The 21694-nt window shown below is 45.3% G+C and carries 17 protein-coding genes and 1 pseudogene; 12 read left to right on the top strand and 6 right to left on the bottom strand.

Annotated elements, in window-relative coordinates:
- Positions 1 to 62 precede the first annotated feature (62 nt).
- Complete coding sequence (gene ilvC / locus E0D71_RS03860; protein ID WP_133001959.1) at positions 63 to 1535, top strand: ketol-acid reductoisomerase; 1473 nt, start codon at positions 63 to 65, stop codon at positions 1533 to 1535.
- Between the two features lie 173 nt (positions 1536 to 1708).
- Positions 1709 to 3175: a molybdate ABC transporter ATP-binding protein ModF gene (gene modF / locus E0D71_RS03865; protein WP_133001960.1), complete on the top strand. Its 1467-nt coding sequence runs from the start codon at positions 1709 to 1711 to the stop codon at positions 3173 to 3175.
- A gap of 162 nt (positions 3176 to 3337) precedes the next feature.
- Here the strand turns inward: modF and E0D71_RS03870 are convergent.
- Positions 3338 to 3585: pseudogene (locus tag E0D71_RS03870) on the bottom strand (type II toxin-antitoxin system Phd/YefM family antitoxin).
- Positions 3586 to 3799: 214 nt separating this feature from the next.
- Here E0D71_RS03870 and E0D71_RS03875 point away from each other — a divergent pair.
- Together E0D71_RS03875 and E0D71_RS03880 are read left to right on the top strand one after the other, a co-directional pair.
- A complete protein-coding gene (locus tag E0D71_RS03875) occupies positions 3800 to 4753 on the top strand; it encodes a hypothetical protein (RefSeq protein ID WP_133001961.1) in 954 nt (317 codons plus the stop codon).
- A 75-nt stretch (positions 4754 to 4828) separates the two neighbouring features.
- A complete protein-coding gene (locus tag E0D71_RS03880; RefSeq protein ID WP_165942943.1) occupies positions 4829 to 6004 on the top strand; it encodes a hypothetical protein in 1176 nt (391 codons plus the stop codon).
- 39 nt (positions 6005 to 6043) lie between these two features.
- Here E0D71_RS03880 and E0D71_RS03885 read toward each other — a convergent pair whose 3' ends face one another.
- Positions 6044 to 7168 carry a helix-turn-helix transcriptional regulator gene (locus E0D71_RS03885; RefSeq protein ID WP_133001963.1) on the bottom strand — a complete coding sequence of 375 codons (1125 nt, stop codon included), beginning with the start codon at positions 7166 to 7168 and terminating at the stop codon, positions 6044 to 6046.
- A gap of 297 nt (positions 7169 to 7465) precedes the next feature.
- On the opposite strand from E0D71_RS03885, the gene aphA reads away from it, so the two are divergent.
- The 7 genes from aphA to phnE (E0D71_RS03920) all read left to right on the top strand — a co-directional run bounded on the left by aphA (position 7466) and on the right by phnE (E0D71_RS03920) (position 15528).
- On the top strand, positions 7466 to 8176 hold the full coding sequence (aphA, locus tag E0D71_RS03890) for an acid phosphatase AphA (protein ID WP_133001964.1): 711 nt from the start codon (positions 7466 to 7468) through the stop codon (positions 8174 to 8176).
- Positions 8177 to 8436: 260 nt separating this feature from the next.
- A complete protein-coding gene (locus E0D71_RS03895) occupies positions 8437 to 10335 on the top strand; it encodes an ATP-binding protein (protein ID WP_133001965.1) in 1899 nt (632 codons plus the stop codon).
- 59 nt (positions 10336 to 10394) lie between these two features.
- A complete protein-coding gene (locus E0D71_RS03900; protein WP_133001966.1) occupies positions 10395 to 11762 on the top strand; it encodes a sigma-54 dependent transcriptional regulator in 1368 nt (455 codons plus the stop codon).
- Between the two features lie 216 nt (positions 11763 to 11978).
- Complete coding sequence (phnD, locus tag E0D71_RS03905) at positions 11979 to 13019, top strand: phosphate/phosphite/phosphonate ABC transporter substrate-binding protein (protein WP_133001967.1); 1041 nt, start codon at positions 11979 to 11981, stop codon at positions 13017 to 13019.
- Between the two features lie 123 nt (positions 13020 to 13142).
- A complete protein-coding gene (phnC, locus tag E0D71_RS03910; protein WP_133001968.1) occupies positions 13143 to 13928 on the top strand; it encodes a phosphonate ABC transporter ATP-binding protein in 786 nt (261 codons plus the stop codon).
- On the top strand, positions 13916 to 14710 hold the full coding sequence (gene phnE, locus E0D71_RS03915; protein ID WP_133001969.1) for a phosphonate ABC transporter, permease protein PhnE: 795 nt from the start codon (positions 13916 to 13918) through the stop codon (positions 14708 to 14710). The genes phnC and phnE (E0D71_RS03915) overlap by 13 nt, the downstream gene beginning before the upstream one ends.
- A gap of 17 nt (positions 14711 to 14727) precedes the next feature.
- A complete protein-coding gene (gene phnE / locus E0D71_RS03920; protein WP_133001970.1) occupies positions 14728 to 15528 on the top strand; it encodes a phosphonate ABC transporter, permease protein PhnE in 801 nt (266 codons plus the stop codon).
- Positions 15529 to 15598: 70 nt separating this feature from the next.
- Here phnE (E0D71_RS03920) and E0D71_RS03925 read toward each other — a convergent pair whose 3' ends face one another.
- Together E0D71_RS03925 and E0D71_RS03930 are read right to left on the bottom strand one after the other, a co-directional pair.
- Entirely contained in the window at positions 15599 to 17197 is a 1599-nt protein-coding gene (locus tag E0D71_RS03925) for an L-lactate permease (protein WP_133001971.1), read from the bottom strand.
- 314 nt (positions 17198 to 17511) lie between these two features.
- Positions 17512 to 18693 carry an MFS transporter gene (locus E0D71_RS03930; RefSeq protein WP_133001972.1) on the bottom strand — a complete coding sequence of 394 codons (1182 nt, stop codon included), beginning with the start codon at positions 18691 to 18693 and terminating at the stop codon, positions 17512 to 17514.
- A gap of 133 nt (positions 18694 to 18826) precedes the next feature.
- Here E0D71_RS03930 and E0D71_RS03935 point away from each other — a divergent pair, with 133 nt between their 5' ends.
- Positions 18827 to 19717 carry a LysR family transcriptional regulator gene (locus E0D71_RS03935; protein WP_133001973.1) on the top strand — a complete coding sequence of 297 codons (891 nt, stop codon included), beginning with the start codon at positions 18827 to 18829 and terminating at the stop codon, positions 19715 to 19717.
- 75 nt (positions 19718 to 19792) lie between these two features.
- Here E0D71_RS03935 and yghU read toward each other — a convergent pair whose 3' ends face one another.
- Both yghU and E0D71_RS03945 read right to left on the bottom strand, forming a co-directional pair.
- The gene (yghU, locus tag E0D71_RS03940) at positions 19793 to 20644 is read right to left on the bottom strand and encodes a glutathione-dependent disulfide-bond oxidoreductase (RefSeq protein WP_133001974.1); all 852 of its coding nucleotides are present in this window, start codon (positions 20642 to 20644) and stop codon (positions 19793 to 19795) included.
- 233 nt (positions 20645 to 20877) lie between these two features.
- Positions 20878 to 21654: a ferredoxin--NADP reductase gene (locus E0D71_RS03945; protein ID WP_133001975.1), complete on the bottom strand. Its 777-nt coding sequence runs from the start codon at positions 21652 to 21654 to the stop codon at positions 20878 to 20880.
- Positions 21655 to 21694 lie beyond the last annotated feature (40 nt).

Below are 21694 nucleotides of genomic sequence, written 5' to 3' on the forward strand. Positions count from 1 at the left end.
AATAGCACTTTGGCGCCTTTAATCGCTAATGCTTTAATCATAATAATTAGGATGTGTTTATCATGGCTAACTACTTCAACACCTTACCGCTACGTGAGCAATTGGCTCAATTGGCAAAATGTCGTTTCATGGACAGCTCTGAATTTGCTGATGGCGTAGAAGCGCTTAAAGGTAAAAAAATTGTTGTTATTGGTTGTGGTGCTCAAGGTCTTAACCAAGGCTTGAACCTACGCGACAGTGGTTTAGATGTATCTTACACATTGCGTGCTGAAGCCATTGCTGAAAAACGTCAGTCTTGGAAAAATGCCACTGAAAACGGTTTTGTTGTAGGCACTTACGAAGAGCTTATCCCAACAGCTGACGTAGTACTGAACCTAACGCCTGATAAGCAACACACTCCTGTTGTTAAAGCGGTGATGCCTCTTATGAAGCAAGGCGCTTGCCTATCTTACTCTCACGGTTTCAACATCGTGGAAGAAGGCATGCAGATCCGTGAAGATCTAACAGTAATCATGGTTGCACCTAAGTGCCCAGGTTCTGAAGTTCGCGCTGAATACGTTCGTGGTTTTGGTGTTCCAACGCTTATCGCTGTTCACGAAGACAACGATCCTAAAGGCGAAGGTCTTGCTTTAGCAAAAGCCTACGCTGTCGGTACTGGCGGTCACAAAGCAGGCGTTTTGATGTCTTCTTTCATCGCGGAAGTAAAATCTGACCTTATGGGTGAGCAAACTATCCTTTGTGGTATGTTGCAAACGGGTTCTATCCTTTGCTTCGACAAAATGGTTGAAGAAGGCATAGACGCAGGCTACGCATCTCGTCTAATTCAATACGGTTGGGAAACGATTACTGAAGCATTGAAATACGGCGGCGTGACTAACATGCTAGATCGTCTTTCTAACCCAGCTAAGATCAAAGCCTTTGATCTTTCTGAAGAATTGAAAGTAATCATGCGTCCTTTGTACAACAAACACCAAGACGACATCATCAGCGGCCACTTCTCTCAAACCATGATGGAAGACTGGGCGAACGATGATAAAAATCTTCTAGGCTGGCGCGCAGAAACAGCAGAAACCAACTTCGAGAAAACACCAGCAGGTGACGTTGAAATCTCTGAACAAGAATTCTTCGACAATGGCATCTTGATGGTTGCTATGGTTAAAGCGGGCGTTGAATTGGCTTTCGAAACAATGACAGCCGCTGGTATCGTTGCTGAGTCTGCTTACTACGAGTCTCTACACGAAACACCACTAATCGCGAACACTATTGCTCGTAAGAAACTTTACGAAATGAACGCAACGATCTCTGATACGGCTGAATACGGTTGTTACCTATACAACCACGCTTGTCTACCATTGCTAGGTGACTTCATGAAAGACATCAAAACTGACGTAATCGGTAAAGGTCTTTCTACTGAAGACAACGGCGTAGACAACGCTCGTCTAATCGAAGTAAATGCCGCACTTCGCTCTCACCCAGTAGAAGCGATCGGTGCAGTACTTCGCGGCCACATGGCTGACATGAAAAAAATCGTTTAATACGATTATTGCGCTCGCCAATACGTTGTTAAAAATAGACTCGTCTTGGCAGCGCTCATAACATCGTAATTTACTCATAAAAAGCCGAGTTTTTTCATCACTGAAAACTCGGCTTTTTTGTCTCTTTTAAAACTCAATCTCTATTAAAAATACACAACAATTAGGAAAGTAGAATGGACACAATCCGCTTAGACACTATCCAGTTAAAGAAAGTGACAGTGAACTTTGATGATCGCTTTAAACTAAGCGAGATTAATTGGACCATTGAAGCTAACCAACATTGGGTGATTACTGGCACCAACGGCTCTGGGAAATCCGCTTTAGCTGCGGTGCTTGCAGGCGTTGGAGAGATTGAAGGCGGTGAGTTATCAGGTTTACCAAGCAAGGTTGGCTTAGTCTCATTTGAAGCTCAGGCGGAATTGATTGCCAAAGAATTAAAAAAAGACGACGCCGATATCATGGACGTTATCTCCCTTGGCACACCTGTCCATGAAATGATTTTCGATGATTGTCAGGACCCTAAACTGGCACAAGAACTCGTTGAAAAATTTGGTTTAACATCCTTACTCGATCGCGCCTTTCGAAAACTATCGACAGGTGAAACACGCAAAGTCATGTTGATCCGCGCCCTCTCCAGCAAACCCAACTTGTTGATTTTAGACGAACCATTTGATGGTTTAGATGCTGGCACACTGACCATGCTACAAGAGCACCTGATCAGCATCGCTGACACAGTTCCGATGATTATGGTACTCAATCGCTTTGATGAAATGCCGGAGTTTATCACTCACGTCGCCTACCTAGACAAAGACAGCTCGGATAAAAAGCAAGGCGATAAGGGACGCCTAACACTGACAATAGACAAAAATGACGAGCAAGCGTTTGGCGAGCTATACCAACTGCTGCATTTAAAAACCACCGATCTGCATGTGCCAGACGCGGACCCTGCGAATAAACTGCCCGAGTTAGATTCAAGCCAACCCCTCGTTAAGCTCAAACAAGCGACCATAAAGTACGGCGATACGACCATCGTCGACAAGCTGGATTGGACAATTGAACCAGGCCAGCATTGGCAGCTTAGCGGCCCTAACGGCAGCGGCAAAACCTGTGTTTTATCTTTAATCACTGGCGATCACCCGCAATGCTACACCAACGATATTTTCGTTTTCGGCTTCCAGCGTGGCAACGGCGAGAGTATTTGGCAAATTAAGCAATTTATCGGCTACGTCTCGACGGCATTACAATGGGAATACCGCGTGAGTACCAGTTGTCGCAACGTGATTATTTCAGGTTTTTTTGACAGCATCGGCATGTACACAAAGTCCACCGATAACCAGAAGAAAATCGCCGACCAGTGGCTTGAACTACTCGGCATGAAAGACCGCGCAGACCAACCATTTAACAAACTGTCCTACGGCGACCAGCGCTTGTTACTCATCGCCCGCGCCATGGTAAAGCACCCACCGCTCTTGATCCTAGACGAGCCTTGCCTAGGGCTAGACGACATGAACCGCCAGCTAGTACTCGCCTTGATCGAAAAGATCTGCGAAGGCAAAGAAACCACTGTGCTGTATGTCAACCACCACGCAGAAGACCAGATCAAAGGGATTGAAAACTACTTGGGGTTGAAGAAAAACTAAGCTTTTGGCCGACTCACAGCCTGGGAAGTACAGTCCGCTCCTGAAAGCTTTGAAGCAGGAAGATGTAGATGATCTAAGCACTCAATTGATGCTGGTGCGTGGCCCCAAGTTTTTGCCACTCTTTTAGAGCGCTCTTTTTGAGCGTTCTTTTTGAATTCGAGTTTATAAGTCAGCGATGCTGACTGAGATACTTTCTTCATTTGCGCGTTTCTTCGCGAGAGCTACAGGCTCCATATCTTCCAATTTATCCATTAAGGCTTCATAAGCTTCTGCTGGTACACAATAAAACGCTGGTTCATTTCGGTTCAACACGGCAACGGCCTTGCCATGGGCACTGGCGGCAACGTTCATCGGGTTGGCTTACACTCTGTAATACCGCCAGCCACGTCAGAAAGGATTCTAGAGGTCATTTAAGCGCACTTTTAATTAACCCAAAAAAGGCCATTTCAGTTTTCTGGCGTTCATTTATCAATCAAATTTTAGTTGATTTCAGATGACTCATTCATCTGATTAGTTATAAAAAATTAGTTTATTTTTTGTCTCCCCCCTCAAATGAGGGTGGTCTGCTCGATTGTAAAGAGTCTATATTTAAATCGTCAGCAAAAACCAAAAAGAAGATGAATTATGAATAAAGTAACGTCGCTAAAGATCGTATTATCTGCAGGAATCACTCTCACTTTATCTGGCTGTTTCTCAAACACTTCAATGATAATGGATGCGACGGGGGCAAAAAAAGGCGAACTTCCTGCTTTTCAACAACCCGCTTTCACAAATGCTCAGGCTGATTTTAGAAAGAAATTAGAGATATATCACAACACTAATAAAATGCCTGTGGATACCAGTTCATACAGCAGCTGTAACCTCAACCAGAAGGTACTTCAAGACATATCCGGTTTTACAGCCATTGCCGATCTACTTGATACCACTAGAAAAAATAAAGATTCAAAAAAATCACTCACTGAACGAATTGGTCAGGACGCATCTTCTGCTGCAGGGCAAGATATCCAGCAGACTTATAATTGGCAAGGTGGTGCTTTATATGCATCAACCATAGATTGTCAAAAATTAACGAACCATTCAGATGCTAGTAACGTTAGTTTTTTAATTGATAGCCAATACCTAATCAAGACAACAGGAGCTAACTTTAATGGCACACACTCTATTACTGAAACAAAACATGTTCAGCGAATAGCACCTGATCATAGTGTGTCTATCAGCCTATACTCTTCTATTATTGGTGATGACTTCACAAAAGACTTTGGTACCAAGTTGGCACTTAGCCTGAGTAATTTAAAAGATCCTTCGTTTATTTACACTTATAAGAAAGGAAATGACCAATTAAATATGATTGAAGCACCATCAAGTCCTGACATCTATTTTACTCAACACTTTATGACCTTAAACAAAGAAGAACAACGGATTCGCTCTTATCGATATACAGGAGCCGTTCATGATGGCGTTGGACGCTCTCTAAACGGTAAAGCACAAGGTCTACAAGAGAGTTTTGGCAAATACGGTTCCAACCTATGTTTTGATCAGGGAGAGCTTGTACAGAAATCAGATTGTGAGGCCTTTTAAATAATGCTTATCACTATATCAAAATGGTGCTTACTAATTATCTGTTTAGCATGCGCTGGCTGCTCAACATTACAGATGCCTCATGGGCTTGGGCCTGCCGAATGTAAATCTGGGGACTGCTCTAATGGTGTTGGATCTCTCTACTCACCATTCGCAAAAGTAACCTACCACGGCCAATGGGATGGAGGGGAGATTGGTAGCGGTACTTATACCATTGACTACAAAGGTCAAGAGTTTACCACTCTTTATAAAGATGGCAGGCCGGTCAGTGGGACTAAGTTTTACCCGCATATTAATGGCGAATTAGATTATTTTACCGGTGAATGGACACAGTACTACGACCCTTTCAGCAAGCAAACCATCACATTCCCACATGAAGGAATTTACCACTCTATCACTGGCGCAACGTTAACCGGAGAATTCTATGCCATTCCTAGCCGAGGCATGTTCAAGCACATTTATGAAGAAAACCCTGATACTTCACTGAGACATTCAATCGCTAATATCCTTTTTATTGGGAAAGTGAGCTATCAAGGTGAAGAAGAAATCACCACGTTAGCCGGCACAAATTACTTCATCGGCATGCCTTTTATCAGTTCAAAATATTCTGGGTTAAAACCTTCTGACGCGGGCATGTTGGCTCAGTTCAAACGCGACTTAAAATCAGAACAACAAGCGCAACAAAATGCCAGAGTACAAGACCAAGGTAACGGCTTCGACTTCGGTAAAATCATTGCGATTGCAGCGACGGTGGCCGTCGCCACTAGTGATTTCAGCGATTTAGGACCAGATGTAAGCATGTTTTCTTCCACCATGGGTGATTTTACAAACACACAAAAAACACCAGAACAGCAAAAAGCGTCCTTTATACAGCACAAAGAACAAGTGACAACACAGGTTCAATCGAATGTGAATAAAATTGAGCAGCGCTATGCTCCCCTGCCAAAATCTAAGCCGCACTCACAACAAACAATAGCCAGATCAAAACCTGTAGAAACCAAAGTGATAGCGGCTCAGCCAACCAACATAAACATAGAGGCAAGCGGTACAACAGGTAGCTATTTTGCGTATGAGCAAGCGCTTGATTTGTCACAAACCAACGCTGAAAACAAGGCGCATTCAATGTGTCGTAACGACCATAATGGACGGTTAAAGGCGAACAGTGGCAACATGGCCAAAAAGAATTGTCAGCAAAAGAAAAATGAATTTCGCTGTAATGTGACTATGATTTTTGTATGTCAAAAAGAATAGTTTCTAACACTTAGTAAGCGTTGCTAACTCTGTATCTAGTCAATGGAGCAAAGCGGATAAGATACTACTAATGAGCTCTCCTTGCCTTGAGTGATTGGTTTTAATAAAAACATTTTTCAAATAAGAGCGGATTGTTGCTTCTGTTTTTCCGCTCTTTTTTGAAATGTCTTTTAACGTTAGCCCTGTGACTAAATCCTCACATAATTCAGACTCGGCAGGTGAAAGCGAAAAATATTGTCCAATCGTTTCCGCCTTTGGTAGTTTTCTCTTAGCAGGCTCAACAATAGTCACTAAGGCACCACCCCGTGAAACATCAGTGCTTTCCATTGGCCTTATCAGGACAATTAGTGGGGGGCGGCCTATTCTTTGCAAAAATAAGGTGTCTGCATCATATTCACCTTGTCCCATGCTAGCTCGGATCACTTGCACCGACGATCTAAGGTAGGCTTTTTGAACATCATTCTGTTGGAACATTAATCGCTCGTTCCGAACAGACAATAATTTTTCTTCTAATAAAAATGCTTTCGCAGGCTGATTAGAATGAATGACAACAGCCTGTTCATTTAGTACCAATGTTGCCTGAGGCATAGCGTTAATCACACTGGTTAGTGTTTTTCTCGCCACATTTCGCTGATCAATTTGCTGATACAACAAAACGGCTTGCCGGATAAAGGGCACTAATTGATTAAGCCGAGCTAGCTCTTCAGGATGATATATACCTTGGTCAACAGTCCTCTGCATCGTTAATAATATTGTGTGAGTCTGCGTGCAATGAACAACTAACCAAGCACTATCTAGCATATTCTGATCATTCTGCCAGCGCTTATAATCTTCTGTGACATTCAACTCATCCTTGATAGACAAAGCTGAATGAAATAACCCTGGAGGCTGAAAAGTTGCATATCTAGAAACTAGATCCTGCTGGATCATATTATTCTTTGTATACCAATCTATAAAATCATCCGGCAGCCCTGCATACCAAAGGTGATCAATTTGTAATGGTTGCTTACGAACAAACACTAATTCCGCAGCACATGCATTATGCGTCGTTCGGAGAAGATCTAAAAAATGATGAAAACCTTCTCGATCAGTCAGTCCCTCATATAACGCATGAACAATGTTGGCATCAGGTAGAATCATCTCATTTTTATAACTTAGAGACATATCTAAACCACCTTAAATATTCAGTAATCCCTAGGGATATTATGATAAATAATAATATCATAGCCCCTTATTCGAACTATTTTGTAAAAACTAAGATAAACGCATGATCAGACAGCTGCAAAACTTATGTGCAAAGGTACAGTACAAGGCTAATACTCCTGTCGATTGAATATTCCTTGTCGCCTTTTTGTCTCCATTTAGCAAACCTATTCCATTAGAAACAAGACCATAGAAAGTCGTATTTTTTCGCTATAGAATGCAGGATTATTATTCAGACAATAACGTTGAGGGATCACATTGAACCATACCTTTCGCACTCTTACTCTCGTGTTGGCTTGTGTTGCCAGCCTATCTGCTAATGCAGACCCAAAGACTCCAGGCACTCATCAAGGCTATTCCACCATTGATATGACCACTGCGGGCATACCAAAGGATGTCAAAATGATTTCCGTCGCGGACATTAAGCATGAATTAGCAGGGAAGCCCCCTTTTGCCGTGGGCTTTGATATCGATGATACGACCCTGTTTAGCTCCCCTGTCTTTTATCGTGGTCAACAGATGTTTTCACCAGGTGGCTACTCTTATTTAACAAACCAAAAATTCTGGGATAAAGCGAACTGCGGATGGGATAAATTCAGTATGCCTAAGCAGATTGCACAGAAGCTAATTAAAATGCACCAAGAACGTGGCGATGATATTTACTTCATTACGGGACGCACAGGTTCTGCTTGTCATTTCACCACTGACTATTTGCAAAAAACCTTTCAGATCAAGAAAATGAACGATGTTATTTTTGCCGGCAGCAGCCGTACTGAATACACAAAGACTCAGTACATAAAAGCGCATGACATCAAGATTTACTACGGCGATGCAGACGGCGATATCATTTCCGCTCGTGACGCTGGAGCAGAAGGCATTCGAGTGATGCGCGCCGCCAACTCGAGCTATAAGCCAATCCCTAAAAACGGCATTTATGGTGAAAGAGTGCTAAAAGACTCTCAATACTAGTAATCATCACGCCTTGTAAAACAAAGCCGCTGCTTATTATGGGCAGTGGCTTTGTCTTTACAGCCAATTCGCCATAAAGGGCGTCCATTGTTAGTCTCTTGAAACATCCCTTACCTTTCTTACAAATAACCGTTATAACTATTAATGGGACATTTTTGTCCGCGCTTAAGTGGCGTAATGCCCCATTTCTCAGCCGAGAAAGTTGGCACTAATTTTTCATTACCCAAACACACAATAATAACAAACAGGGCTCAATTCCCATGTACGTATCGCTTTCTTCATGGATACGGCAAATAGGCATCGGCGGACGCTTGTTTTTTGCGTTTGTGCTTATTTCGTCGATCACGCTTATTACCAGCGGACTGGCAACACACACTTATTTAGATTTGAGTCATCGCCTTACCGCGCTTAATCAACAGGACATTCCTGGCTTAGAGGCCGCTGCACGCCTCAACGATAAAAGCCGCTTGATCGTTGCCACCGCACCATTATTGGTAACCGCTGACGCCAATACCGCTCGTAAAAATGCCATGCAAGCGCTGCGTAGCGCCATTACAGATATGGATGCGCTAATGCGCAATTTACCCGATTACAACCGCTACTTTGTCGAGCTCATGGCACAGATCCACAACAGCCTTACCCTACTCAATCAAAGCGTAGAAAAACGTGAGACGGTGCGCGCGGCCATTACTGAGCAGAACCACTATATATTCCCTTTCTTCGACAATTTAATTGTAAAACTGAACAATTTACCGCAATCAGCCAAATGGGCTCCGGTGATCCATCGCCTCTATTATCTGGCAGGATTAATGGAGAAGGTTAGCAATGATGCGTCTTTTAATGAGTTGGATTACACTTTTTTACGACTCGAAGCCCTAGGCAGTGAAATACAAAGTCGTTTGCCTGAGTTGCCTTATTTAACGCCTCTTTTACGCCAAGACATCACGACCCTGATCGCCCTAAGTTCGCGTCAAGGAGACTTGTTTCAACTCAAAAATGAAGAGCTAGAACTGGGCTACCAACAGAGCTATTTTCTAGAAAACAGTCAAAACCACATTCAGCAACTAGCGGCGCAAATAAACCAATACACCAATAGCACCAACACCAGCATTCGAGACTCTCTGAATAATGCCATGCAACTGATGAAGAGCAGCATTCGCAACGTCTTACTGCTGTCTCTTGTTAGTCTGGCGGTTGCCTGTGCGATCTCATGGTTTTATGTCAGAAAAAATGTTCTACAACGCATCTCTGAATTGCAAAAAAACATGCGGGCCATCGCCAGTTCGCAACTGGAAACCGAGGTTCGTATTGTCGGCCATGATGAGATTTCAAGCATGGCTCGTGATCTAAAATTCTTCCAAGACACGGCCATTGAAGTTGAACGAACCAACCACCAGCTGGCCGCTGAAATTGAAGAGCGCATCGCCGCCGAAAGTCAGCTAAAAACAACGCAATCAGAGCTGGTACAAGCCGGAAAACTCGCCGCACTAGGGCAACTGAGCGTGGGCATTACCCATGAAATAAACCAGCCTCTTACCGCCATGGCGAGCCATATACACAGCGCCGGTAGACACTTAGAAAAAGGTCATTACGACAAGGTACACGCAAGCTTGTTGAAGATTAATCATCTGTTGAAAAAGACCGCTGGCATCACTCGACACCTCAAAGCCTTTGCCCGCGAAGCAGGCACAGAATGCAGCGCCGTCGACCTAGACCAAGTCATTAGAGAGGCGATTGAACTAATGTCTGCACCTATGCACGACATTGGCTGCAAATGCCTCTACTCACAAGACATAACATCGCAAACGCCTCTGTTAGTACTGGCAGAACCAATCCGTTTAGAGCAAGTGCTGGTCAACTTATTAAGCAACGCGGTAGACGCCTTATCAGACGCTCAAATAAAGCGCATCAGTATTCAAATAGAAGAACAAGCGGAGCGGGTATTGATTCATGTTAGTGACACAGGTTGCGGGATTGAGAGCAAGAGTCTCAAAGACATCTTTGACCCCTTTTACACCCAAAAAGAAGTCGGCGAAGGGTTGGGGCTTGGGCTGTCGATTAGCTACAACATTATCCAAGATTTTGGCGGGAAAATTCGCGTCCAATCGACCGTAGGTCAAGGCAGTTGCTTCACGCTAGAGCTACAGAAGCAGAGTTAAAAAACAGCATTAAAACACACAATAATAACAAACATAGAATGGCAAAAACGGAGCCCGAAATGCTAGATGATATTCACATAATGATCGTAGATGACGACCATTACATACTCGAAGCGCTCACTGAAATGCTTGAGCTAGAAGACTTTCAAATACAGGTTTACAACCACCCTAGCCATGCGCTAAATGCACTTGAAAAGCACGCACCTGTGGTGGTGTTGAGTGATGTAAAAATGCCTAAGATGGGCGGTTTGAGCCTATTGGCGCAAATACATCAACTCGATGAAGACATCCCTGTGATCTTGATGAGCGGCCACGGCGATGTGCCAATGGCAATTGAGGCGATGAAAGAAGGCGCTTACGATTTTTTAGAAAAGCCACTGGTGCCGGAAATATTGATCCAGCAACTCAGTCGGGCGGTGGAAAAACGCCGCCTTGTTTTAGAGAACCGTAAGTTGCGCCAAGGTTTATTAAAGCATCAAGGATTGGAGGCTTATATCATCGGCGACTCCCCTTCTATGCAGACTATTCGTCAACAAATTCTGGCGCTGGCCCAAGCCAATGTCGACACTATTATTTATGGCGATACCGGCTGCGGCAAAGACATTGTTGCTCGCGCCCTCCATGAATTTAGTGAGCGAAAACACCACAGATTTATTGCCATCAACTGCGGTGGAATGAGTGAAAGTCTGATCGAAAGCGAGCTATTTGGTCACGAAGCCGGCTCGTTTACTGGTGCCAGCAAACGCCACATCGGCAAGATAGAAGCCGCTGACGGCGGCACGCTGTTTTTAGATGAAATAGAAACCATGCCGATCTCGGTACAAATTAAACTGTTACGCGTACTCCAAGAGCGCGCCATTGAACGTGTTGGCAGCACCAAGACCATTCCAGTGGTACTGACCGTTATCGCCGCCAGCAAAGAAAATCTGGCGCAACTGGGCGACGAAGGCAAATTCCGTAAAGATTTATTCTATCGCCTCAATGTCGCCAGTCTCACCATCCCCCCTCTTAAAGATCGCCCTGAAGATGTGTTGCCCCTGTTTCATCACTACGCATCGCAAGCGGCTGAGCGTTATACGAGAGACTTACCAGAGCTCAATGCCAACTTGCTCAATAAGCTCTTACAACACCAATGGCCTGGCAATGTGCGCGAATTGAAAAATGCCGCTGATCGTTTTGTGCTCGGCATCAGCGAAGCCTCGATCGACTCTATCAAAGCGGAAGAGGATGGCGTTGGTCGTTACGAAGAGCGCATGGAACAATTCGAAAAACAATTGCTCACCGATGGACTAAGAGCCACGCAAGGGCAACTTAACGACGCCGCAGAATTGTTGGATTTGTCCCGTAAAACCCTGTATCGAAAAATGAAAAAGTATCATCTCGATAAACAGAACTTCCGACGCGGCGAAGAAAATGGACAAGGCTGACCCATTCCTTATTTTTACTAAGACAATAATGTCCAAAAAACGATTCAATAAATCAAAGAGTCAGCATAAGCCTTTGATTTTTAATTGTTTTTATTAACTGGCATTAGCTTTGCTCTATAGCAAGAAGCCATCACACAAGGTGTGGGCTCACGCATCCCCGACTACGGAACCTCCCGACCGGTGATAATAATAAAAATATGTGTTGAGGAAAGAAACATGTCTAAAAATATACTGACTGGACTATTAGTCTCCGGCTCTTTGCTGTTTGCTGCTGCCACGACCCACGCCGCAGAATGCAGCAATCGCGGTGTACTGGATGAAAAATTCTGTGATGAGAATATGGATCTGGTCGCTGATACGCCAAAAGACCCAAGCCAATGGCGCGACCCTAGCACGCTGGTCTTTACCTATACCCCAGTGGAAGACCCCGCCGTTTATAAAGACGCTTTTCATGAGTTCCAAGAATACCTAACGGAAAAAACAGGCAAAAAAGTCATCTACTACACAGTGCATTCTAATGCCGCTGAAGTAGAAGCCATGCGCTCTGGTCGCTTGCACATTGCTGGTTTTTCAACAGGCCCAACTGGCTACGCCGTCAACCTAGGTGGCTATGTACCGATTGCCGTCAAAGGCACAGCAGAGTCTTTCCAAGGCTATAACCTGATCATCATTACCAAAGCAAACAGCGACATCAAAACCGTTGCGGATCTAAAAGGCAAAGTCGTTGCTCATACATCGGCGTCGTCTAACTCTGGTAACCTAGCCCCTCGTGCTTTGTTTCCAAACCTCAACATCACACCTGATAAAGACTACCAAGTGAAATACTCAGGTAAACACGACCAATCCATTATGGGCGTATTATCTGGTGACTATGATGCCGCGCCTGTGGCGTCTGACGTTTACCATCGCATGATCGATGCGGGGCGTATTCAAGAAAAAGACTTCCGTGTTATTTACACCAGCCCGCGTTTCCCAACGTCTGCCTTTGGTTACGCTCACGATCTAAACCCTGAGCTTGTCGAAAAAATCAAAGACGCGTTTTTCACCTTCCGCTTTTCAAAAGACATGCAAAGCACTTTTGGTGGCGCCGACCGATTCTTCCCAATCACCTACAAAGAAGATTGGAAAGTAATTCGTGACATCGCCCACGCAACAGGAACCGCTTACACCAAAACGGGCCTACAAAAGCTGGCGGAAAAAGAAGCCGCAAAAGCCGCGAAAAAACGTGCTGCTGAATTAGCCAAAGAAAAAGGTTAATCATTTTTATGGACGTTCGCGTCCATAAAGCACTCTTTTACTACTTTTCATTATTTTTAAAGAATGGGCTATGCGATGACCTAGATCGCGTCGCATAGCCCTCTTCGCCCGTAGGAAATGATTATGCATACAACAGCTGGTAGCGCAGAGCCTCACACTCTTCTTTCTATTCGAGGTTTACAAAAAGAATATGTGGCAGGAAATGCCATTTTAAAAGGCATTGATATAGACATTAAAGAACAAGGCATCATCGCCATCATAGGCCCTTCTGGCACAGGGAAAAGCACATTATTACGCTGCATTAATCGTTTGATTGACCCAACCAAAGGGCACATTCTGTTAGAGCAAGAAGACTTATCCCAAGCGCGCGGTAAACAACTTCGTATGCTGCGTCGTAAAATCGGCATGGTGTTCCAAGAGTACAATCTGGTCGAACGCTTAACCGTGATCGAAAACGTGTTAACGGGCCGCTTAGGCTACATGTCAGCTTGGAACGCATGGCGCCGTAACTTCTCTCAAGAAGACATTAATACCGCTTTTGAACTATTAGAGGCTGTTGGCTTGGCCGAACACGCCAAAAAGCGCGCTGACAGTTTATCAGGTGGCCAGAGACAGCGCGTCGGCATCGCCCGAGCGGTTATGCAAAACCCACGCGTACTATTAGCCGATGAGCCTACGTCTTCGTTAGACCCGAAAACCGCCGTCGAAATTATGGAACTACTGGAGCGTTTTGCGCTTGAAAAAAACATGCCTGCCTTGGTGAACATTCACGATGTGAATTTGGCGCGCCGTTATGCCAAACGCATGATTGGCATGAGCAACGGCGTTGTGGTCTACGACGGTCCACCTGAAGGCATCACAGATGATCACCTAAAACAAATTTATGGGGGTGAGTCATGGCTCGTATAAATTCGCAAGGCAATCACGAAAACCCGTTTAAAGGCAATAACTTAGTCCGTCTTGGTTGGTTTTTAATTGCCGCCTATCTGGTCTATTCCTTTAATGCGATGGGCTTAGAGTGGACACGGATCGTAGAAGGGTTAGGGCACGCCAATGCCTTATTGGATCGCATGTTTCCGCCTAATTTTTCACGCTGGGAACTGCTTCTTAGCGGCTTAGCAGAAAGCCTTGAAATCGCCATTATTGCGAGCATTACAGGGATCATTCTGTCGCTGTTTTTTGGCCTCTTTTCGGCACGTAACTTGATGCCCAACTGGATCAGCATTCCCATGCGCGGCCTGATCGCCCTATGCCGTACTTTTCACCCTGTGATCATCGCAATCTTATTTGTGAAAAGTGTGGGATTCGGAGCGCTCGCAGGGATTCTCACACTGGTGGTGGCGTCCATCGGCTTTATTGCAAAACTGTTTGCCGAAGCCATTGAAGAAATTTCTTTGAAGCAAGTCGAGGCCGTGCGTGCGACAGGAGCAGGGTTCGCTAGCGTTATTTTATTTGCCGTTATGCCACAAGTATTTGCACGCTTTATTGGTTTTGCGACCTATCAATTGGACTCCAATTTACGTAACTCAACCATGGTCGGCATTGTCGGTGCGGGCGGCTTAGGGGGCACTTTATTCTCCGCCTTCCAACGCTTTGATTATGACTTTGTGTCCGCCATTTTAATCACCATCATTGCCATCATTATGATCGGTGAGTTTTTGTCTAACATTGTGCGCCGAATTTTTAGCTAGGTGTGAAGGAGTCTATTATGCAAACGACCATTAATCACCACTGGCAACGCTTCACGCTAAAGCAAAAACTAGCACGCTACAGTGTCTATCTTGTGTTAGTTGTTGCCTTGGTTCAATCCATGCAAACCGTCGAAGTGATTCCTGAATTCTTCTTTGATGCGCCTGAACAAATGGCGGATATGTTTGGCCGTATGTGGCCAATGGAATGGAGCTATTACCCACTCTCCGTTCATGATGCGATCGTAGAAACGCTAAACATTGCCACCATAGGTACCTTGCTCACCTTGATCATCGCCATTCCTCTGGCGCTCATGAACGCCAGCAACATTACCCATTCTGCTTGGGGGCATTGGATCGCTCGCTTTTTCTTAGTGTCTTCGCGCTCCGTCAATTCTCTGGTTTGGGCTTTGCTGTTTGTTTCTATCTTTGGGCCTGGGGTAATCGCTGGGGTGCTCGCGATCGCCTTTCGCTCTGTTGGGTTTGTCGGTAAGTTGCTCGCAGAAGCACTGGAAGAAGTGGACATGGGCGCCGTTGAGGCGATTCGGGCAACCGGTGCGTCGCCAACCTCGATATTAATCAAAGGCTACTGGCCTCAAGTCTTACCTGCCTTTTTCAGCATCATTTTGTTCCGTTGGGACATTAATGTCCGCGAGTCAGCAGTGCTGGGCTTGGTGGGCGCTGGCGGCATTGGGGTTGTCTTAAATGACTCGATGAACCTGTTCCAATGGCAGCGAGTGTCTGTGGCGCTACTGGCCATTTTTGTGGTGGTTATTCTAGCGGAAATTCTCGTGGTGAATATTCGTAAGAAATTGATCTAGAAGGTTTTTAAATAATCACATTAAAATCAGTCAGGCCAACATAGGCATTTCCCCCTTGTTGGCCTGACGATTAAATCCCGCCACTGGCGAGAACAATGCCTACCAACGCGGCGATCACTGCGTAAGCCATCATTGGAATAATGGTCTTTTTAATGATAAAACCTTCTTTGTTACTAATGCCAAGAATAGTAGAAACGGCAATAATATTATTAATACAAACCATGTTTCCCATGGCCGCACCAGCGGATTGCAGTGCCAATATTAAGGTTGTCGATAAGCCCACTTGCTCGGCGATGCTTTGTTGAATGCCGCCAAAGGTCAGATTAGACACGGTAGCAGAGCCTGAGAAGAAGCTGCCTAACGCCCCCAGCAAAGCCGCGAACAACGACCAGCTGCTCCCTGTTGCGTTTGCAAAAGCATTAGCAATCAAGAAGATAGGTGAATTTTCACCGCCCAACATCATAAGATTCACCATCACTAGAGCGCCCGCCAAAGAGACAAATGGAAGTCGCACCCTGCGACCGGTCTCAGAAAAGGCCTCTTTGACTTGTCGACCGGTCATCTTTAGCAAGGGAATCGACACCAAAACCACCAGCATAAACGGAATCAATGCGGGCACATAAAGCGTCTTATACGACCAGCTTACCGAAGTCGATAAGATGTTTTCAAATGAAATGACCAAGGATTGACTGACCCCTAGATGGCTGGCGCCAACATCCATGCCTAGCCAAGCTTGGGGATTCGTTAGCAACCCTTTGATGCCCAGCTGACTGATGCGTGTAACGATCAAGATCACAATCAACAACACCAGTGGCAACACCGCCGTGAATACCTCACGAAAAGGCACCCGCACACCTTTTGGCAAATCGTGCTCCGCAGCGTTTAACCCTATATCTGCTTTGGCAAACACAATGCTCAGCATCAAACCAATAGCACCCCCAATCAACGAAGGAAACTCATAGTTCCAATTAGCCAAGACATAATAGGGCAAGGTACAAGACAAGATACTCAATAAAATAAAGACGATATTGCGACGAATAAGATGCCAATTAACTACAAACTTCAGGGCCAGAATAGGCACCACTAAAGCGGCAAACAAATTGATTAAAGCGGTCTGGCTAGACACGCTTAATAATTGCTCAGGACTCAGATTTAAGGCCTCAAGACCAAACCAAATAGGCGTCCCCACTGCTCCAAAAGACACAGGCACCGAGTTCATAATCAAAGCAAAAATGGCCACATTTAACGGCGCAAACCCCAAACCAACCAACATGGGAGCGGCAATCGCCGCTGGCGTGCCAAAGCCCGACGCCCCTTCCAGCATAAACGCAAAAGCCCAACCAATAATCATCAACTGCGCAACCGCGTTCGTGCTGATCGAATCCAGCCAACGCCCAATCACCTTTTCGGCACCCGATATGGCCAACACTCGGTTTAACAAGATGGCCCCTGCAATAATAGAAATCGGCGTGAGCACAGACAGCACACCAGAAATCACATTGGCGCCCATTACACGCCCTGCGGATTGAAAATAGAAAAGTTGGATCAAACCCACCAATAAGGCGGTTATAGGCAGAGCGATATGGGATGGCAGGGCACGCTTCTTGGTCATCATCCAGATTAGAAGGACAATGGGAAAAGCCGATATTAGGGTACGCTCGAGTTCCATGCTGACGTTCTCGTTGTGTTTTATTCAATCGTATTCAGAGGAGCATTCATTAACTCTATACCAGAAAGGGATAACTCGATGAATCAATTGCTATTTTTATAGGAAATGACAGCCTACTACATCAAAGAAGAGTCGCCTGTGACTTTTGTCATCTTTATAGCAGTTATCACGGTCGATCATCAGCGCAAATGATCGACCAAAAGCCAAACAACACGGAGCGTTAAAATAGGCCGAAGAAATAAGACGAAACGCTTATCAACAAAAAAGGGAGCGATCATCATCGCTCCCTTTTCTTTTAGTACACCTAATAGGCGTTAAGCAGTGGCTCGTTCCGCCACGGAGCGGTTATCCAAGTAACCACTAAAACGCGTTAAAACAAACGCCACCAGCACAATAACGCCGCCAACCCATGCGGTGTCTATTAGTTGGAATTTATCCACTATGTGGCCACCAATAAGCGCACCAAGCGCAATCCCAACATTAAACGCCGCAATATTCAGTCCAGAGGCTACGTCTACCGCATGTGGCGCTTCTCGCTCAGCAATCTGCACCACATAGACTTGTAGCCCTGGCACATTGCCAAAGGCAAAGGCGCCCCAAATCAATACAGTTGCTAACGCCAACCATGGGTAAGGCGCCGTAAAGTAAAATAAGAAAAGTACCGCCGCTAATGCTACAAAAAGGTAAGACAAAGCCGACACAGGTCCCATGCGATCCGCCATTCTGCCGCCGTAAATATTACCAACCGCCACCGACACGCCATACACCAGCATGATTAAACTAATTGCAGAAGAGGGAAAGCCGCTCACAGATTCAAGAATGGACGCTAAAAAAGTAAAGGCAACAAAGGTGCCGCCGTAGCCTATCGCAGTCATTGCATAGACCAATAACAAACGCGGTTTCGCCAATACAGACAACTGTTTCACCAAACTCGCACTGGCAGATTGAGGCAAGTTATTAGGTACTAAGATCGCGCTGCCAATCATGGCAACCAAACCAAGTGCAGACACCACTAAAAAGGTCGCACGCCACCCAAAGTGTTGACCGATCCAAGTTCCTAAAGGCACCCCTGTCACCAAGGCAACCGTTAAGCCGGTAAACATCAAAGCAATCGCACTGGCTTCTTTTTCTTTCGACACCAAGCGAGTCGCTATCGTCGAACCAATAGAAAAGAACACACCATGGGCTAAGCCGGTTAATATTCTGGCGGTAATCAAGGCCTCATAGCTAGGTGCAATCCACGCCAGCATATTACCGAGAATAAACAAGCTCATTAAACCAATCAGCAGCCATTTTCGGTTTAACTTACCAGTTAACGCCGTTAATACAGGGGCACCAACGGCCACACCTAGCGCGTATAAACTGACCAGCAAACCCGCGCTTGGCAAGCTCACAGAAAGATCGTTTGCAATGGTTGGGATCAAGCCAACAATAACAAATTCAGTCGTACCAATTGCAAAGGCGCTGAGCGCCAGTGCCCAAAGAGCAAGCGGCATAATAATGCACTCCTATTAAAAATGAGATTTAAGTTTTGTTGGAGTGGAGTATGAAGCTTGTTAATATTTACAAAAACAGCATTAATAACAAATCACCTTTTCATAATCGGCAACAATATACGAGTGATGCAAGATGAATGGTATACGCTCAAAGACAGAAGACTTAGAAATACTCCTTGCCGTCGCGGATCATGGGGGCTTTTCTGCCGCGGCCAACGCGCTCGACATACAAGTCGCCAAGGTTTCCCGTGCCATCTCACGCCTTGAACAAGAGCACGCCTGCAGTTTATTTACTCGCACCACTCGAAAGGTCACAGTGACGCAAGAAGGCGAGCAATTTATTCGCTCGATTCGTGAGGCAATGAAGCAAATAATGGGCGCGGAATTCGCCCTCACCGAACAAAAAATACGCCCTAGTGGCCGTTTACGAATCGACGCTGCCAGCCCCTTTGTTCTTCATCAGCTTGTTCCTTTGATCAAGCCGTTTCGAATCGCCTATCCAGACATCGAATTAGAGCTGGTATCAAATGACAGCATTATTGATTTGATCGAAAAGCGCACCGACCTAGCCATTCGGATCGGCGGCTTAAGTGATTCAGGACTGCACGCGTCACTGCTTGGACGCAGCCCTTTGCATTTAGTGGCTGCGCCTGATTATCTCTTGCGCTCAGGCACCCCCAGCACACTGGATGAGCTAAGCCAGCACGATATTATTGGCTTCTCTGATAGTGCGAACTTAAACAAGCTACCCAATACCCCTCCCGTCAATCTGGCGGTTAGCATCAAAGCCAACAGCGGAGAGACCATTCGCCAGCTGTGCTTAGAGGGCAACGGCATTGCCCTGCTGTCTCATTTTATGATTGCCAATGATCTTCAGTCTGGCCGCCTAGTTACCTTACTGCCAGACGCCATCCATACACCAAATCCACGAGAATTGATTCAAGCTGTGTATTACAAGCACACAGCACTTGCCTCTAGAATCGACGCGTTTTTGCAGTTTATTGTTGGAAAACTCAGCTTTTAACGTTTTTCAAAGCCATAAAAAAGGGCTAACCAAGTTAGCCCTTTACTTAACCAATAACGATTCAACCCAGTCTAATTAGTCGAGTAAACCATCAAAATCGGAAGCGCCATGACGCTCCAGCAGTTTGGCTCCGTCACCAAACCCTTTGTTTACGATGCGACCACGCTGAACCGCTGGGCGTGCTTCAATCTGTTTTGCCCAACGCATCACGTTTTTGTAGCTTGCTACGTCCAAAAACTCAGCGGCATCGTACAAGTTACCCAGTACCAAATTACCATACCAAGGCCAAATCGCGATGTCTGCAATCGAGTACTCTTCACCTGCAAAGAATTCATTGTTTGCTAAGTGCTGATCAAGTACGTCTAGTTCACGCTTTACTTCCATTGAAAAACGATCAATTGGATACTGCATTTTAGACGGTGCGTAGGCATAGAAATGACCAAAACCGCCACCTAAATATGGAGCAGAACCCATTTGCCAAAACAACCAATTGCGACATTCTGTCTTAGCTTTAAAGTCACTCGGCACAAGCGCATCAAACTTTTCAGCCAAATATTGCAAAATAGAGCCAGATTCAAACACGCGAGTTGGCGGTGTTGTACTGTGATCCATCAGAGCAGGGATTTTTGAATTCGGATTGATCTCTACAAAACCGGAGCCAAACTGATCGCCTTCACCAATGTTAATCAAATAGGCGTCGTATTCGGCGGCGTCGATTCCCATAGCCAATAGCTCTTCGAGCATGATAGTCACTTTTTGGCCATTCGGTGTTGCTAAAGAATGCAGTTGAAGTGAGTGCTCACCTACCGGCAATACTTTTTCATGTGTCGCCCCTGCAGTCGGTCGGTTAGTGCTAGCAAATTTACCACCATTTTCAGACTCCCATTGCCAAACTTTTGGCGGGGTGTAACTTGTCTCAGTACTCATAGAATCTCCTAAGTGTCTTTTTGCAAACCAGGTAAAAAAGTCTTTGCAGCCCAATGGCCTACAAAATTTAGCTGATTCGTCAGTCGTATCTGTCTAGATGGGGCCTTTTTTGAGGCTCACAATAGCCTTGCTACCAGAACCAGGCTATATCGACAATGCACACGAAAATAATGACACAAAAAATCCTTTGTGCACTAGAGCACAAAGGATGAAAAAATGGGGAAGTAAAAACCTTATTTCTCGACAAAGGCTCTTTCAATCACATAATCGCCTGGAACACCGATCTTAGGTGATTCATTAAAGCCTCGTTGATCCAACAAGGCTGCCGTGTCTTTTAGCATATGCGGGCTGCCACAAATCATCACGCGATCATGCTCAGGACTCATTGGAGGTAGACCTATGTCTTCAAAAAGCTTGCCGCTGGCGATCAAATCGGTCAAGCGACCTTGGTTGCGAAATGGCTCTCGCGTCACCGTTGGGTAATAGATCAGCTTCTCTCTCACCAAATCACCAAAGTACTCGTTATTTGGCAACTCGTTTTCAATAAAGTCCGCATAAGCTAATTCGCTAACGTGACGCACACCATGAACCAAGATGATTTTTTCGTATTCATCGTAGGCTTCAAAGTCTTGTATCAAGCTCAAAAATGGCGCCAAACCAGTGCCTGTGGATAACAAATACAAGTGCTTACCTGGGTGCAGATCACGGGTCACTAGAGTGCCTGTTGGTTTGCGGCTGACTAAAATATCATCGCCTGCTTTTAAATGCTGCAAGCGTGACGTTAAAGGGCCATCGGCGACCTTGATACTAAAGAATTCCAAATGCTCACTGTAATTAGGGCTAGCAATGCTGTAAGCGCGTATCAAAGGACGAGAGTCTGTTTCTAGGCAAATCATCACAAATTGGCCATTATCAAAGCGCAAACTTGGGTCTCGCGTCACTTTAAAACTAAAAAGATTGTCATCCCAATGATGAACACTCAATACTTGTTCGGTTGCAAATCCACTCATGATTATCCTGCTATAAATCTATAAAAATGGTCGTCTGAAG

This window comes from Marinomonas sp. KMM3893 (assembly GCF_004352855.1).
Classification (GTDB): domain Bacteria; phylum Pseudomonadota; class Gammaproteobacteria; order Pseudomonadales; family Marinomonadaceae; genus Marinomonas; species Marinomonas arenicola.